The following is a 15,270-nucleotide window of genomic DNA, read 5'->3' as shown; positions in this document are numbered from 1 at the left end:
GTCTGACGCCGGAGGCGACCAACGTCCTCCAGCAGGCCGTTGAGAAGTTCCGCCAGGGCGGCAACCCGTCCATCGTGGTGGAAGGTCACGCTGACCGGTCGGGTACCGACCAGTATAACGAAGGCCTCTCGAAGCGCCGTGCTGAAGCGGTGCGCAATTACCTGCAGCGGCAGGGCATTGCGTCCGGCAACATCAGCGTCGAGGCGTTCGGCGAATCCCGGCCGCTCGTTAACACCGCCGACGGTGTTCGCGAACCGCAGAACCGCCGCGTCGAGATCCGCACCAAGTAACCTTTATTGACCCGAAATCGGCAGCCGACTGCGGCCTCGTACGATTTCCTGCACGAAGGGCTTTGATGATGAAACGAACGACAAGTATCGCGATCATCACCACATGCATGTTTGCTGCATGGCAGGCGTCTGCCGATCAAGGTCAGACTTATGCTCAATCCGGAGGCCAGTCGCCCGGAAGTTCGGCCACCCGAACGACGCCGACCCCTCCAGGTGGCGGCGCCACGCCGGGCCGCATGCAGACAGGACAGTCCATGTCTGTTGCGACCTTCATCGAAACGGCGCGTGCCAGTAACGCTTTCGAGATCGAAAGCAGCCGGCTGGCGCTGGACAAGGCGACACAGCCTGCGCTGAAGAACTTTGCGCGCATGATGATCGATGATCACACCCGTGCCGATCAGAAACTTGTTTCCGTCGCACGGGGCGCGGGCCAGGCCCCTGGTGAAAAAGTGGAAATGGAACCCAAGCAGCGCCGCCAGATCGAAAATCTGACGGCAGCGAGCGGTGCAGAGTTCGACAAGCTCTATGCCACGGCTCAGCTTGAGGCCCATCAGATGGCGGTGCAACTCTACCAGACCTACTCGGAAACGGGGACCGACGAGCGGCTACGCCAGTTCGCCGCTGAAACACTTCCAAAGCTTCAGCAGCATCTGGAGCAGATTCAAAAAATGAACCAGTAATCCTCCGTTTCAAATCGGCTTTAATTGCTGGGAGCCGCTGCGTCCTTTTCCATTGGATGCAGCGGCTCCTCTTTAGAGGCGCATCGACAGGAAAAAATCTTTTGTTTTCTACTTGCCACGTCAATCTGCCAGATTGCATGGCCTTATCTAAAGCACGATGAAATATGCGCTATTTTTCAGCATTAATTAAAGCGCACGCGCCTGTAATGATGAACACCAACTGAACGTGCCAAGTTATTGATAATAAAATATTTTTTTGACACATAATCATTCTGTAACGACCCGTTTTAGCGGAACTTTTTCTCCCACAGAATGTTTTAGCTGCGGTTAACCATCTGGAGGCTGTTATGGGAAAGACTCTTCTCCCTTTGTGTTCGGTTGCTGCTTTGCTCCTTGTTGCCGCTTGTGATCAGGGCGCCAACCAAAGCGGAACTGACACGACGACGACCGATACGACCACGATGCCGGACCCGGCTGACCAGCGTGCAAATACGCTGGAAAATCAGGCCGATCAGGCACGTGAGGCGGGCGAACAGCAGGCCGACGTTCTGGAAGAAAAGGCCGACGTTGAGCGCGCCCAGGACGACGCTGCAGGCACGACCACGACCGCGCCTGATGGCAGCACCACCACGACAACGACGACGACCCCGCAGAACAACCAGTAATTACGCCGGGTCGACAAACCGAAATTCGGCAAAGTGCTCCGCCTCAATGAGGCGGAGCACTTTCGTTATGCGCAACAGCTATCTCTGCATGTCATGACCTTAGCGGAACAGAAGCCAGGCATCAGCGTTCCGCGAGGTGATGGCTACCGATCCGATCCTAGACTCGCCCCGCCGCATTCAGGAACTCCATCAACAGATGGACGTCCAGCGCGCCACATGGCGGGTTCAGCGGGTCGGCTGGTGGATCATGCTGTTGTTCTGCGTCTGCGGATTTCTTGGTCTTCTCGGCAATGGCCCCTTGGTTTCCGTCACGGCGCGATCCGGCGAGGCGGTCACGACCTATGACCTAGTGGTGCGCCGGGGCGGAGATGCCACTGTCAGCTTCGAAATACCGAGTAAAGGTGGACGCGCCACCCTCGCCCTGCCTTCAAGCTATATGGAGGCAGCAAGGCTTCAGAATATCCAACCGACCCCTATCGTTGCCTTCAGCGGACCAGAGGCGCACACCTTTGTCTTTGCCGCGCCCCATAACCGGGCGACAGTCAGCATGACAGTTCGTCCGCGTCAGATTGGCCCGCTGGAATTTGCACCCCGCGTGAACGGGCAGGCCCTGCCAACCCATTATCCCCTGGTCTTGCCATGAGGTGACGAGCATGTCTTCGGTGTTGAACACCATTGCCATTTACGTGGCGCTGCTCATCGTCTTTCGTATTGCTGGCCGGCGCAGCCTGGGAAATATCACCAACTTCGACATGGTGGTTCTGCTGATAATCAGCGAATCCGTACAGCAGGCCCTGATTGGGGATGATTACTCCCTGACCAACGCCGTTCTGGTATTCGTGACACTGGTGACGGTTGATGTCGGCCTCTCACTGTTGCGTCTGCGGTTCCGCAGAATAGACGCCTATATCCAAGGGGTACCAACCATCCTAATCGACAACGGGGAATTCAAAGTGGACGCCATGCGCAAGGCCCGTGTCGACCTGTCGGACATCATGGAATCCGCCCGCCTGAAGCACGGCCTGGAGCGTCTGGAGCAGATCCGTTACGCCGTTCTCGAAACGAACGGCGAGATATCCATCATTCCCTCCAAGTAAAATCAACTCACGCGAAGTCTTGGCGCGGCAAAGCACGGCGGGCAGCGTCAAACCCATGCCAGGGGTCTTGCTGCATCGACTTCAGCCGGTCCGGGAGGTTTGAAACATTGAAGGCGTTCGGCATTATTCCCGCTTCGACTTCTTCCCACAAAATGGGCGTGGCGACGGGCGCGCCCTTTCTGGCGCGGGGGCAGTAGGTAGCAATTGAAGTGGTGCCGCGGCCATTTCGTAAGTAATCGAGAAAAATACGGCCCTCGCGTTCGTCTTTTGCCGAGCGGGCAGTGAGCAACTGGGGGTTTTCCTCCGCGAGTTTCTTGGAAAACCCTTGGGCGAACTGCCGGATTTCCTCCCACTCCGTCGTGCCATCAAGGGGTGCAATAACGTGCAAACCCTTGCCGCCCGAAGTTTTTGCAAAGGGCGAAAGCTTCATGTTCTCAATCTCTTCCTTGATCAGAAGCGCGGCCTTGATCACTGATTTCCAAGGTATCCCAGGATCGGGATCGAGATCGAAAATCAACTGATCGGGGTGTTCGATGTTGCTGGCGGGGGCAGACCAGAGGTGCAGCTCAAGCGCGCTCAGTTGCACAAGGCCGGCAAGGCCGGCGAAATCATCGATGACCGGGGCGGCGGCATTGGCTTCGTCCAGCGTCACGGTGCGGAGCCCGGCGGGCAGGGACTGGCTGGCGTGCTTCTGAAAAAAGCATTCGGAGTCAATGCCTTGAGGGCAACGCAACAGGGCGATGGGGCGGTTGATGAGATGCGGCTCCATCCACGGCCAGACCGCCTCGTAGTAGTCCAGAAGGCCCTGCTTGGTGAGCCCGATATCCGGCCAGAGAATGCGGCCGGGGCTGGTCAGAATGCTGCCCATGGCATCAGACATGCTGAAATTCCTTTGCCTGTTCAAGAAGATAACGCACGAGAACCGGCTTGGAACACATGTGCACGTTTTTGCACGTTTTTGTCGTGTCTGTGCACGGTTTTGGCAAGTTTCCGCACGTTTTGCATACGGATTCGACGTGTTGCCGCGACCTTGCGGCCATGACCCCACGCGACAGGGCGCAGCGCAGGGCTTGAACCGCAGCGCTCCGGTTCCCATCCCTTAGTACAGTACGAGACTGACCCAGAGACAGGCGTGCACGAGCGGGCGCATTGGAGCACTCCCGAGCGGGGCCGCACCCGGTGCCTCGACCCGCCAAATTCCGCCACCTGCCGAGGTTCGTGACGTACCGTTCTGGCAACGGAACCGTGGGCAAATTATCGCGTTTGGAACACGAAGGACAGGTAGGCTTTCACTGTCCTACCCCCGTTGTAAAAGGATTAATCGTCAATGCCCCTCCTCGAATTGGCGCATATTTCGCACTGGACGGAACAGAAGAAATATTCCGCCGTCATTGGCGTTCCAGTTCACAACGAAGAACGTTACATCGCGCGCAGCCTTGAGCTGCTCGATCATCAGGCCGATCCGACCGATGATTATGCCATCGTCTTGCTGCTCAACAATTGCACCGATGGCACGCTGACGGTGCTGCGTTCTCTGGAGGCCAACCTGAAGCATGATGTTTATTTTACCGACATCAAGCTGCCCAGGAACCTGGCCCATGCCGGCATGGCGCGCAAACTGGCCATGGACGCGGCGGCGCGGCTGGCCGCCCCGCACGGCATTGTGCTGACAACGGACGCCGATGCGGTAGTGACGACCGACTGGCTGGCGATGACGCGCAAGCACATTGCCACCGGCGCGGATGCGGTGAGCGGTTTCGTCCAGCACAACCCGGCGGAAAAGAGCGACTGGCCGCAGGCGCTCAAGGACCGCACCGACGTGGAATGCCGCTACGAAGACCTGCTGGCGGAGCTGTACGCCACGCTGGACCCGCAGCCGCACAATCCGGTGCCGTGCCACATGATCACTCTCGGCGCGAGCCTTGCGGCAACGCGCGAGGCGTACCACAAGTGCGGCGGCGTGCCGCCCATCCCCTGCGGCGAAGACCGGGCCTTCATTGCGGCGCTGGAGCGCAGCAACGCCCGCGTGCGCTTCCCGCGGGATGTGATCGCTTACACCTCCAGCCGCCTTGCCGGGCGTGCCGACGGCGGCATGGCGGCAACGCTGAAGGCGCGGGCCGACTGCCCGGAGCTGCCGTGCGATCCGCTGCTGGAGCCGGTGGCCATGGCCTGCAAGCGCGCCGAATGGCGCAGGACGCTGCGGGGGCTGTGGCCGGCCGCCCTGCCGCTGACCTGGGCGACCACGCTGAAGATTACACCGACCCAGCTGCGCACCGCGTGGGCCTCCCCCAGCTTCGGGCAGGCCTGGCAGCTGCTGGAGGCGGCCAGCCCGGAGCTGCAGCGCTCGGCGCTGACCATGGATGAGCTGAAGGCTGAACTGCCGCGCCTGGAAAAGCTGGTGGCGCAGCTGCGCAAGCAGGGTGCGGCACGGGACAGCGACGTGCAGCAGCGCGACGTCGCCAAGCGGAGTGCGCGACTGGGACAACGTTCCGCCCAGCGTCTGGCGGATACGGCCGGCGCTTATGTGGATCGTGCGGCGAGCGTTGCGGCCAAGGCCGCGGCAACGGCAGCGGCCACGGCAATGGGGACTACCCTGCCCGATACGCCGCCCGCCTCGATTGCCGGGACGACACCCTGATCGAGAAGATGCCGGAGGGTGGCCCGCCAGAAGCAGCGCGGGGAAAGGCTGGCGTAAAACGTAAAAAAAGCAGAGCCAAAGGGCGGCCCTCAAGGGCCGCCCTTTTCATGTGTGTGTGCCGTGGTTTCACGCGCAGCAGGCGCCTGCCCCGCTAGCCAAGTTGGGCGCGAAAACTTCTTTGGCCGTACCATTATTTTTTCGGCCTGCCGCAACGCGCCGGAGCGTTGCCGAATATCCGCCGTTTAACCCGGGTGCAGGCGGTATCGGCTGGAACGAGGCCCGCGCCAGCCGCGTTAGTTTTTCCAAAACCTCCACCCCCGGAAAATCATCAGGAGACGATTATGAGCCAGCGGGATCAGTACGGCGGCAGCAAGTCGGAAGAACATCGCACACCGGGCTCGACCTCGGCCAGCCAGTCGCAGGGCCAGTCGCACGGACAGCAGGGCACCTACGGACAGGACCAGCTGAGCGGATCGAACCAGGAAGGCCAGAGCAGCAGCACTCAGGGCGGCTACAGCCACCGTGAGCGCCAGGACTTCGGCTCGGGCGACTTCAATCAGAGCGAGCGCGACCAGAGCTTCTCCTCTGGCCAGAGCATGGCCGGCGGCGGCACTCTGGGCGGCGGCATGGGCGGCTATGGACAGGCTGCCGGCAGCTACGGCCAGACCGGCATGAGCGGCTATGGCCAGTCCACGGGCGGCACCTATGGCGGCGGCACGGCCGGCGAAAACTATGGCCAGCCGGGACAGAGCGGCTACGGCCAGAGCCACTACACCCAAGGCCAAGGCCAGGGCAGCTATGGCCAGAGCCAGTACAGCCCGGGCAGTGGCTATGGCGGCTATGGCAGCCAGAGCTACGGCGGCGCAGGCCAGGGCGGCCAGAATCAAGGCAGCGGTTACGGCACCTATGGCAGCCAGAGCTACGGCGGCTTCACCGGAAGCGGCGGCTTCGGCACCCAGAGCGGGCTTCCTGGCGAAAGCCGCAGCGCGGGCGCAGTGGGCCAGAGCTATGGCTTCCAGGGCACCAGCAGCCAGAGCAGCCAGCCGGGCTTCGGCAGCTTCAACCCGAGCGGCTATGGCAGCTTCAGCCAAGGCGGCCAGAGCGGGTTCGGTGGCCAGAGCGGCCAGCAGCAGGGCACCTACGGCACGGGCGGCTACGGCGGCGCGGGCCAGAGCGGCTACGGCAGTCAGGGTTACGGCCGTGAGAGCTACGGCGGCGCAGGCTATGCCAGCGGCTACGGCTCCGGTTTCGGCAGCCAGAGCGGCCAGAGTGGCTATGGCGGTCAGGGCGGCTACGGCGGCCAGAGCGGCCAGGGCAGCTTCGGCGGCCAGAGCCAGGGCGGCATGGGCGGCGGCACCGGCAGCTACGGTCAGAGCCCGAGCGGCATCGGCGGCAGCAGCTACAGTGGCCAGAGCTACGGCGGCATGAGCGGCGGCTCGGGCACGTCGGGTGGCCATGGCTACGGCGGCATGGGCAGCTCCACCATGGGCGGCTACGGTCAGGGCAGCTATGGCCAGGGTGGCTACGGCCATGGCGGCTACGGCGCCAGCTCCGGTGGCCAGGGTGGATTTGGCCAAGGCCAGGGCTATGGTCAGGGCCAGAGCTATGGCCAGGGTCAGACTGGCTTCAGCGGAGGCGGCGGCTACGGCGGCAGCTCCGCCGGTCAGGGCGGCTACGGCTACGGTGGGCTTGGCACCGGCCAGAACTGGCAGAGCCAGAATTATGGCGGCTACAGCCCGGGCTACATGGGCAGCCACCACATGGGCGGCGGCCAGAGCTATGGTCAGGGCCAGGGTGGTCAGGGCTATGGCGGCCAGAGCTACGGTCAGGGTTACGGCGGTCTGGGCAGCGCTGGCATCGGCGGCGGCAGCATGGGTGCCGGCGGCATCAGCGGCGGCGGCGGCAGCCATGGCTACACCGGCAGCCAGGACTACGGCAGCCAGAGCGCCGGTTTCGGCGGCGGTCGCCAGGAGTACGGCAGCCAGGGCTACGGCAGCCAGAGCAGCTTCAGCGGCCAGAGCGGCTATGGAGGCCAGCAGCAGTCTCACCGCGGCCATGCGGACGAAGACTATCACCACTGGCGCGAAAGCCAGCTGAAGGCCTTCGACCAGGACTATGACGAGTGGCGCAAGGAGCGGCAGAAGCGCTTCAGCTCCGAGTTCGACGACTGGCGTCGCCAGCGTTCGGGCAGCCAGAGTTCGATGGGTCAGGGTTCGGGCCAGCAGGGTGCAGGCTCGTCGTCCTCGATGTCAGGCCTGTCGACGACGGGTGAGACATCCGGCAGCCCGTCCTCCGGTAGCCAGTCCGGCTATGGTAGCCAGTCCACCGCTGGCTCATCCATGTCGGGCTCGACGCAGGCCGGCAGCAGCGGGTCCTCGGAGCAGTCCGGCTCCCGCGGTCTGGGCGATGACACGGACTCCGGGTCCGACAACGCACAGCTGTCGTCCAGCTCCGGCACCAGCCGCAGCGCCTCGACCAGCCGCAGCACATCTTCCGGCTCGGAAAAGTCGTCTTCGACCTCCGGCAGCCGGGGCACTTCTGAACGGAAATAACCGGAACGAAGCGTCGGGCGATTGCCCGGGCCCTGCCCGGGCAACGTCACAGGGGGCGGAACGGATCACTCCGTTCCGCCCTCCTTGCTTGGAGGACAAACCCCGATGGAAGACAACACGCTGTTCGAGGTTTACGTCGACCAGTTGAAGGACATGTGGAGCGCCAACGACCAGATGCGCGACATGATCGCCCAGATGGCCGAGACGGCGGGCGATGCCCGGCTTGGCAGCCTGCTGCACGGTGTGGTGACGCGACTGGAAGATCACAACCGCACAATTCGCGAGCTGCTGATGCGCCACAGCGAGGAAGAAGAGCCCGACCGGAGCCGGGCGATGCAGGGGCTGGTGGCGCAGGCGCGCGAAGACGGGCTGGACAAGCCGCTGACGGAGGCCGCCCGCGACGTGGTGATCGTGGCGCAGGTTCAGCGCATGGCTCACTACGGCATTGCCGGGTACGGCACGGCGCGGGCGCTGGCCGAGGCGCTTAAGCTGAAGGAGGACGCCAGGGTTCTTTCCGCCGATCTGGACGATGTGTACGCAACGGACGAACTGCTGACCCATCTGGCCGAGAGCGTCATCAACCCCGCCTCCGCCGATGAAGATGCTGAGGAAGATGACGACGACGATGGTGATGAGGCCTCAGACCTGAGCAACGGCATCGGCGAAGAGCGCAACGGTTTTGAAGACGATTTTGACGAAGACGATGAGGATGAGGACGAAGACGGGGGACGTATTCGCTAGAGGTTCGCTTGTTGGGGGGCGAATTTGCCGGGACTGATGCAGAGCCGCTCCCGGCGCGGGTGGAGAACCACGCGCCGGAGACGGCAACCAGAGGCAACCAGCCGATCGGACCATATCAGCCCAGCACGGCCTTCAGCATCCAGGCGTTCTTCTCGTGCGCGCCGATGCGGCCGATCAGCATGTCTTCGGTGAACTTGTCCTGTGCATCCGCCGCCACATTGGAGAATTCACGGAAACGCTTGGCCAGCGCCTCGTTGTCCGCGATTAGGGCACGCAGCATTTCATCTGAGGATTTGATGGCGCTTTCCACCTCGATGATACTGATGTCACGGAACTCGGTGAAACCGGCCGGGACCGGGTAGCCAAGGCCGCGAATACGCTCGGCCAGTTCATCGAGCGCCTCGTTGAGATCTTCATATTGCTTCTGGGTCAGCTTGTGGATGCCGTAAAAATTCGGCCCGACGACGTTCCAGTGGGTGCCCAGCGTCTTGAGGTACAGGCTGAAGGTATCGGCTACAGCCTGACACAGAGCGTCTGCCAGACGGCCGATCATGGCCTGATCGATGCCGGTGTCGACGGTTTCCACGGTGGCGGTATGGGTCGGTTCATTGGTGATCACGGGGGGACTCCTTTCCTCGGTCCAGGCCTGCCTCTTTGGCCCTGACTGACCGGCTAACGCCACACCCCCGCCCCCGTTCCTCGAAACGCAGCGTGATTGGACTACCTACTGAGACAGGATGGCCGGGTGCGTTGGAGGGTCGCATGTCGATGACCTGAAGGAACAAAAACCTGTCCTCGAGGATTTGGATACAACGCGGGTCGCCGCAGAGCAGGAGCGCGGGATACCGTCAGGCGGGTTGCCGCAGGAGCGAAGCAACAAAAACAATCGACTTACTTGAACGTAGAAAGCGTATACTATGGCAGGCGGTTTCATACCGGCTCGATCATGACGACATGGTCGGGTCAGGGTGTGTCAGGGGGCGGATTTGGTTGGGGGGCGACTCTGAAACCGAGAGGATCCAGCCATCGTGCGGGGTGCCCGCCTTCCGGTTGCCGCAGCAAAGGCTGGCGCGCCGGCTTGTGGTTGCCGCGCTGTGCCCCGAAGCCATGCAGGCCGGAGCCAGGCAAGCGAGACAGGCGCAGCCTGGAACGCGGCAGGCTCCCCACCATTGCCAGACGTAAAATAACTAAAATTAATATGGGCTTAACCATTCTGGCCAAGAATACCAAGACTGTTATACTCAAGACGAAGCTGGACGGGGCCGAGTGCATAATTGCCAGGACGACCCGGGGAGCAGGACGCTGTTGACCACCGCACCAGATCTTGTGCGCAAGAAGCAGCCCAAAACGGCATGGCGGGCTGTTGGCCTCGGCAAAGGCGCGCGCACGCGCGCGCCCAGACAGCGTCTCGGCTTCCGGGAGCAGCTGTCGCTGCTGATCCTCCTGTCTCTTGCGCCGTTCCTGCTGCTGGCGATCTACGCCGCCAATCGCTCCTACGATGCTTATCGCGACCAGCTTGAGCAGACGGTCTTTCTGGCCGCCGAGCTTGTATCGGCCCGCGAGAACCGTCTGCTGGAAGATACCCGCGCGCTGCTGCAAGGCGCCGGCGGAAGCGCCGCGCTGGACGAGGCCGGCAGCGGCGAAGTGCGGGAGTGCATGCCGCAAGCCCAGCCCAGCCCGTCGCTTGCCCGGTATCTGGTGGGCTTTCAGGCCATCAGTCCGCTCGGCCAGACCGTGTGCCGCTATGGCGATGACCTGTCGGTCGAGATCTCGCCCGAGCGGTTCGCCTTCCGCCAGTCCTCGAGCCTTGTGAGCCTTGTGCCTGCCAACGAGCCGGGCGACCGGCCGGTCGGGCTCGTCGCCATGCCGTGGATCACCGACAACGGCACCGAATCCAAGGGCCAGCTCATCGCCGCCATCGACGTGCGGGCCTTCACCTCTGCCACCACCGACCTGACCCTGCCCTCGCAGATCGCCATCGCGCTCATCGACAAGGACGGGCACCACCTGACGCTGGCCGGGGATTACCCGCACAGCGGCGACTGGCTGCCCTCGCAGGCGCTGACCCCGCTGGCCAACGCCACGGCCTCGACCGCGCTGGCGGGACGGGACGGCACCGAGCGGCTGTACATCGTGCGCAAGCTGGCGGAATCCGAGATGCTGCTGGTGGCCGCCGCGCCCACCGCCTCCATGCGGGACATGGCGCTGTTCGTGGCGCTGAGCGGCATTGCCGGCTCGCTGCTGATGATGCTGCTGATCCTGGCGGCGATCTGGTGGCTGTTCCACCACTTCGTCACCCGGCCCATGGCGGGACTGGAGAAGACGTTCCTCGCCTACGCCAACGGCAACCTGGCGGTGCGGGCCAAGCCGCAATCGCATGCGGCGCGGGAAATCCGCTCGCTCTCCGTGTCGTTCAACCGGATGGCGCGCTCGTTTGCGGAGATCAACCAGAACCTGCTGCATGCGGCCGCGCGCGAGCGGGCCCTGCGGCGCGAGCTGCATCACCGCGTCAACAACAACATGCAAATCATCCTCGGCCTCCTGAACCTTGAGGCGCGGGCAGCGGGCCGGGAAGAGGACATCTCCCAGCTCAACAATCTGATCCAGCGGGTGCTGGCCATCGCCATCGTCCACCGCCGCTTCTACGAGGGCATGCGGACGGACATGATCGACTTCGCCAACAGCCTCTCGGACCTGCTGGAGCGCCTGCGCGGGCAGGACAACGCCTCGGCGCTGGTGAAGGGGCTGCGGCTGGAGACGAGCCCGTGCGAGCTGCCCATCGACCAGGCGGTGCCGCTAGCCCTGCTGGTGTGCGAGTGGGTGCGCGCGCTCAACCATATCCAGACCGATCAGGATATAAGCCCGGTGCTGCGGCTGAGCGCCGACCGGCTGAGTGGCGTCGTGACCATGACGCTGACCGGCCTCGAGGATATTTCGGAGCAGGACTACGGCAAGGTGGAGGACGTGAGCCAGAAGCTGGTCAACGTGCTGCGCAAGCAGCTGGACCACCGTGGCCGCAGCCGCAAGGATTCCCTGTGGGAAATCACGTTCCACGCGCGCGGTTCGTCCGGCGTGTAGGCCGCCCCCCGGCATTTGGCCGGGACTTGGGGCGAATTCGGTTTATAGTTAATTCATCTGCATCAGGAAGCAGGCAGGAATCATGGAACCAAAGCCAAGCAAGGTCGTTAAACCCCAGAGTGGATCACGGCGGGTTGGACGACAAGTGCGCAGTATGGAAGGGCGGGCCCAAAAACTCAAAAAGCAGGAAGGCGCAGGCGCCCCATGGGTGTCGCGTGCTTCCAAATATACTTCCACCTCAGGGCTGGTAAATCGCGTTACGCAGAGCCTTCGAGCTGTTTACGACGATGTCCTCAATGAGCCCATACCTGAAGAATTCACTGCTTTGCTCGGTCGCCTCGAGGAGGCCGAGAAAAAAAGTGGTTCGGGCCAACAGTAGCAGGTGGTTGAAATGGCATCCAGCTCCGAACCGGCGCTGCAATTCGACTTCAAATCGGAGCTTATTTCGGTCCTGCCCCACCTCCGCGCCTTCGCTCGAAGCCTGACAGGCCAGCGGGACGCGGCGGATGATCTGGTGCAGGATGCCCTGACAAAGGCATGGGCGTCACGAGACCGATTTGAGCCCGGTACCTCCATGAAGGCATGGACCTTCATGATTCTCCGCAACAGCTACATCTCCCAGATGAGACGCAGGCGCTTCACCAGCGACTGGGACGAGGAACGCGCCGCACGCGTGCTGGTGATCTCCGCCAGCCAGGACGGCAACCTTGAACTGGGCGACCTGCACCGCGCGCTTCAGGTGCTGCCGGAGCAACAGCGCGAAGCCCTCATTCTGGTGGGCGCAGGCGGCCTGTCCTATGAGGAAGTCGCGCAGATCTGCGGCGTGGCCATCGGCACGGTGAAGAGCCGCGTCGCCCGCGCCCGTGCAGCACTGGCGGGCCTGATCGAGAGCGGCAACATCTGCAGCCGCATGGGTCAGGACGACAATGAAAAGGCCGAGACGGCGGACGTGATCCTGAACGAAGTGGAAGTGATCGAGAACCGTTACGCCGGCACGCGCGTCACCTCGCGCTAGGCGAACGAGCGGCGGCCAGCGCCTTTCAAGAGACACAGACTCTGACAGGAGCCAACCGGCTCAGGGCCGTGCACGCAACAGGCGCGCACGGCATTTTTTTTGGGTCTGGCCAGGCCCGGAAATTCGCAGACGCCGCCACTCGGGGCATTCAGGAATATCGCCCCGGGTTTTGAGATCTTGCAGGCACTGGGCAATGATGGCGCTCACTTCGGGCGCGCGCTCCATCTGGAGCATGTGCCCGGCGCGCGGCAGAACCTCGACGCGGCGCAGGTCCGAATACTGGCGGGGAAGCTGGGCCAGCGGGTCTTCACCGTGGAACGCCTCCATATCGGTGTCGTTCTCGCTGGTGAGGAAATAGAATGGCACGGGATTGGGCACGCCTTCGAACCGGCGGCGCTGCTCCCAGCGCAGATCCATGGCGCGATACCAGTTGAGGCCGCCCCGGAAGCCCCGGCGGGCGTAAGCCTCCACAAAGAATTCCAGCTCCAGCTCGCTCAGCCACGGCCAGGGCAGCGGCGGCGCTTCGGGCAAGGCCTCCAGGTAGGGCGTGCCGGGCGGATGCTGCCAGACATCGATGTAATGAAAGTCCCCAGACAGGGCGTAAAATACCCTCTTCAGAAATTCACGCGGCGCGGCATCCAGCGCCGCTTCGGCAACGCCCGGCTGATCGACGAAATAATGGATGTGGTAGAAATGCTGGCGTGCCATGTCCGCCGCTTCGGTGAGGGGCGAGCGGGCCGGATCATGCGGCCATGCCGGATTGCCCAGGCCGATGATGGCGTGCATGCGCTCGGGGTGGTGGTAGGCAAGGTCGTAAATCGAGAACAGGCCGAAATCGAGGCCGATGAAGACCGCCCTCTCCTCACCCAGATGATCAAGGAGGCCGATGAGATCGCCAACGGTGTGGTTGACATCGTAGCCGGCAGGGTCATCCGGGCCGGTTGTTCCCGCCATGCCGCGCAGATCAAACGCGACGGCGCGAAAGCCCGCCGCGGCAATGACCGGGATCTGATGCCGCCAGCTGAACCAGCTGTGCGGAAACCCATGCGCCAGAATGACCAGCGGGCCTGTGCCCTGTTCGACATAATGCATGTCGAGCCCGTTGATACGGGCGTAATGATGCGTCCATTCGGCCACGATAGCGTCTCCCCCTTGCCGCAAGGGTGGAGGCTAGAAAAGGGTGGCCTGGACTGTCAACGCACGGAACCGGCAGGTGTCCGGTATTCTCTTCTTTTCTCTGTGAAAATGTCAGACCGCAGGCGGCTTCCGATTGAACAGGGCCAGCACGAGACTAATGAGAAACAGAACCAAAAATACGAAGAAGATAATCTTGGCAATGCCGACAGAGGCAACGGCAATGCCGGAGAATCCGAACAGCGCCGCAATCAACGCAATAATAAAAAAAGCGGCTGCCCAATAAAGCATTTCCATTCTCCGTGATCGATGCAGAGATCACAACAACTCATCGCAGAGATGGTTCCGCTGCCGACACTTTTCTGATGCCGCGGCTGGGCTTCAGAGCCTTTTCCGATCTGATTGCATCAGATCGCGGCTCTAAGCTCTTCGCTGATCGCACTTTCTTAAGCGCAGGGTGTTTCACCCTGCTCGAAAGCTGCTTTAGCGCGTCTTCTCGATGGGGTTGGGCTTGTCCAGCGCATCGAAGAACGTACTCATGATGGCGGCAAATGGCAGGGCGCACAGGGCGCCGATGATGCCGAACACCGCAAAGCCGAACACCAGCACCATGATGATGAACAGCGGATGGACGTTGATGCGCGTGCCCACCAGCTTGGGGGCGAGGACCACTGTCTCCAGCAGTTCGCTGAGGCCGAAGATGATGATGACGCCCACCGGCAGCCAGAACCCCTCCCCCTGAAACAGGGCAACGATAAGGGACGTCATGAACAATGTGAAATTGCCCAGCACCGGGATGACAGAGGCGATTCCCGTCGCCACGCCCAGAATGAAACCGAAGCGCAGACCGATGGCGGTGAGCAGTACCGCATGGAAGATGGACTGGACCAGACACAGCAGCAGTTGGCCCTTCACAAAGTCGATCAGGCGGCGCTTGGCCCGCTTGCGGAACAGCTTCAGCTCCAGCGCGTGATGGCGGCTGAGCCACGACCCGGCCCGGCGCATGAGGAGCTTGCCGTCCTTCAGAAGATAGAAGGCGATGAACGGGGTCAGCAGGCAAACAAAAACGATGTTCCAGACCGAGCCGGTCAGGCCGAAGACGTAAGGGGCGATGCGGGTGACGTCCTGCCCGATGAGGACGTCAGGACTGACCTGGCCCTGATCCGTGACCGCGAACGAGGGTGCCCATGCACGGAACGGCCCGTCTCCCAGCAGATCCCGCAGGAGGCGGGCGACGCGGGTGATCAACTCCGGAACGTAGGTGATGAATTCCTTCAACTGCGCCGCGCCGATGAGCACCAGCACGAGCAGCAGAAGACCAATGGTGAAACTGCCGACGAGCGTGGCGGCAAAGGCCGCCGACGTGGGCGAAAAACCGGT

The 15,270-nt window shown here is 62.6% G+C and carries 16 protein-coding genes; 11 read left to right on the top strand and 5 right to left on the bottom strand.

Annotation, left to right across the window (positions count from 1 at the left end; all coding sequences use genetic code 11):
- The 5 genes from VIG90_RS00530 to VIG90_RS00510 all read left to right on the top strand — a co-directional run.
- The coding region (locus VIG90_RS00530) for an OmpA family protein (protein ID WP_331591404.1) at positions 1–290 on the top strand (290 nt) is incomplete at its 5' end.
- Positions 291–544: 254 nt separating this feature from the next.
- Positions 545–970 carry a DUF4142 domain-containing protein gene (locus VIG90_RS00525; protein WP_331591403.1) on the top strand — a complete coding sequence of 142 codons (426 nt, stop codon included), beginning with the start codon at positions 545–547 and terminating at the stop codon, positions 968–970.
- Between the two features lie 347 nt (positions 971–1,317).
- Positions 1,318–1,635 carry a hypothetical protein gene (locus VIG90_RS00520; RefSeq protein WP_331591402.1) on the top strand — a complete coding sequence of 106 codons (318 nt, stop codon included), beginning with the start codon at positions 1,318–1,320 and terminating at the stop codon, positions 1,633–1,635.
- Between the two features lie 139 nt (positions 1,636–1,774).
- Positions 1,775–2,278, top strand: a complete 504-nt coding sequence (locus VIG90_RS00515) for a hypothetical protein (protein ID WP_331591399.1) — start codon at positions 1,775–1,777, stop codon at positions 2,276–2,278.
- Positions 2,279–2,288: 10 nt separating this feature from the next.
- Entirely contained in the window at positions 2,289–2,732 is a 444-nt protein-coding gene (locus VIG90_RS00510) for a DUF421 domain-containing protein (RefSeq protein ID WP_331591398.1), read from the top strand.
- A gap of 7 nt (positions 2,733–2,739) precedes the next feature.
- Here VIG90_RS00510 and ligD read toward each other — a convergent pair whose 3' ends face one another.
- Positions 2,740–3,612, bottom strand: coding sequence for a non-homologous end-joining DNA ligase (ligD, locus tag VIG90_RS00505; RefSeq protein ID WP_331591396.1), 873 nt, complete (start codon positions 3,610–3,612; stop codon positions 2,740–2,742).
- A 447-nt stretch (positions 3,613–4,059) separates the two neighbouring features.
- Here ligD and VIG90_RS00500 point away from each other — a divergent pair, with 447 nt between their 5' ends.
- From VIG90_RS00500 to VIG90_RS00490, 3 genes are all read left to right on the top strand, one after another.
- On the top strand, positions 4,060–5,370 hold the full coding sequence (locus tag VIG90_RS00500) for a glycosyltransferase (protein ID WP_331591395.1): 1,311 nt from the start codon (positions 4,060–4,062) through the stop codon (positions 5,368–5,370).
- A 341-nt stretch (positions 5,371–5,711) separates the two neighbouring features.
- Positions 5,712–7,922 (top strand): hypothetical protein, encoded by a 2,211-nt coding sequence (locus VIG90_RS00495; RefSeq protein ID WP_331591394.1) that lies wholly within the window; start codon positions 5,712–5,714, stop codon positions 7,920–7,922.
- 105 nt (positions 7,923–8,027) lie between these two features.
- Positions 8,028–8,663, top strand: a complete 636-nt coding sequence (locus VIG90_RS00490) for a ferritin-like domain-containing protein (RefSeq protein ID WP_331591393.1) — start codon at positions 8,028–8,030, stop codon at positions 8,661–8,663.
- Between the two features lie 115 nt (positions 8,664–8,778).
- Here the strand turns inward: VIG90_RS00490 and VIG90_RS00485 are convergent, their stop codons facing one another.
- On the bottom strand, positions 8,779–9,282 hold the full coding sequence (locus VIG90_RS00485; RefSeq protein WP_331591391.1) for a DNA starvation/stationary phase protection protein: 504 nt from the start codon (positions 9,280–9,282) through the stop codon (positions 8,779–8,781).
- Between the two features lie 686 nt (positions 9,283–9,968).
- Between VIG90_RS00485 and VIG90_RS00480 the strand changes: the two genes are divergently transcribed.
- The 3 genes from VIG90_RS00480 (at position 9,969) to VIG90_RS00475 (ending at position 12,756) form a co-directional block, all read left to right on the top strand.
- The gene (locus VIG90_RS00480) at positions 9,969–11,741 is read left to right on the top strand and encodes a histidine kinase dimerization/phosphoacceptor domain -containing protein (RefSeq protein WP_331591390.1); all 1,773 of its coding nucleotides are present in this window, start codon (positions 9,969–9,971) and stop codon (positions 11,739–11,741) included.
- Between the two features lie 82 nt (positions 11,742–11,823).
- The gene (locus VIG90_RS19830; RefSeq protein WP_414695453.1) at positions 11,824–12,120 is read left to right on the top strand and encodes a NepR family anti-sigma factor; all 297 of its coding nucleotides are present in this window, start codon (positions 11,824–11,826) and stop codon (positions 12,118–12,120) included.
- Positions 12,121–12,132: 12 nt separating this feature from the next.
- Complete coding sequence (locus VIG90_RS00475) at positions 12,133–12,756, top strand: sigma-70 family RNA polymerase sigma factor (protein ID WP_331591388.1); 624 nt, start codon at positions 12,133–12,135, stop codon at positions 12,754–12,756.
- 60 nt (positions 12,757–12,816) lie between these two features.
- Here VIG90_RS00475 and VIG90_RS00470 read toward each other — a convergent pair whose 3' ends face one another.
- The 3 genes from VIG90_RS00470 to VIG90_RS00460 form a co-directional block, all read right to left on the bottom strand.
- Entirely contained in the window at positions 12,817–13,893 is a 1,077-nt protein-coding gene (locus VIG90_RS00470; RefSeq protein WP_331591387.1) for an alpha/beta hydrolase, read from the bottom strand.
- A gap of 111 nt (positions 13,894–14,004) precedes the next feature.
- Positions 14,005–14,187 (bottom strand): DUF1328 domain-containing protein, encoded by a 183-nt coding sequence (locus VIG90_RS00465; protein WP_414695452.1) that lies wholly within the window; start codon positions 14,185–14,187, stop codon positions 14,005–14,007.
- A gap of 186 nt (positions 14,188–14,373) precedes the next feature.
- Positions 14,374–15,270: AI-2E family transporter (locus VIG90_RS00460; RefSeq protein WP_331591386.1), on the bottom strand; the 897-nt coding region annotated here is incomplete at its 5' end.

Source organism: Pedomonas sp. (genome assembly GCF_036515995.1).
Lineage (GTDB): Bacteria > Pseudomonadota > Alphaproteobacteria > Sphingomonadales > Sphingomonadaceae > Pedomonas.
This window is presented reverse-complemented; position numbering and strand designations above follow the sequence as displayed.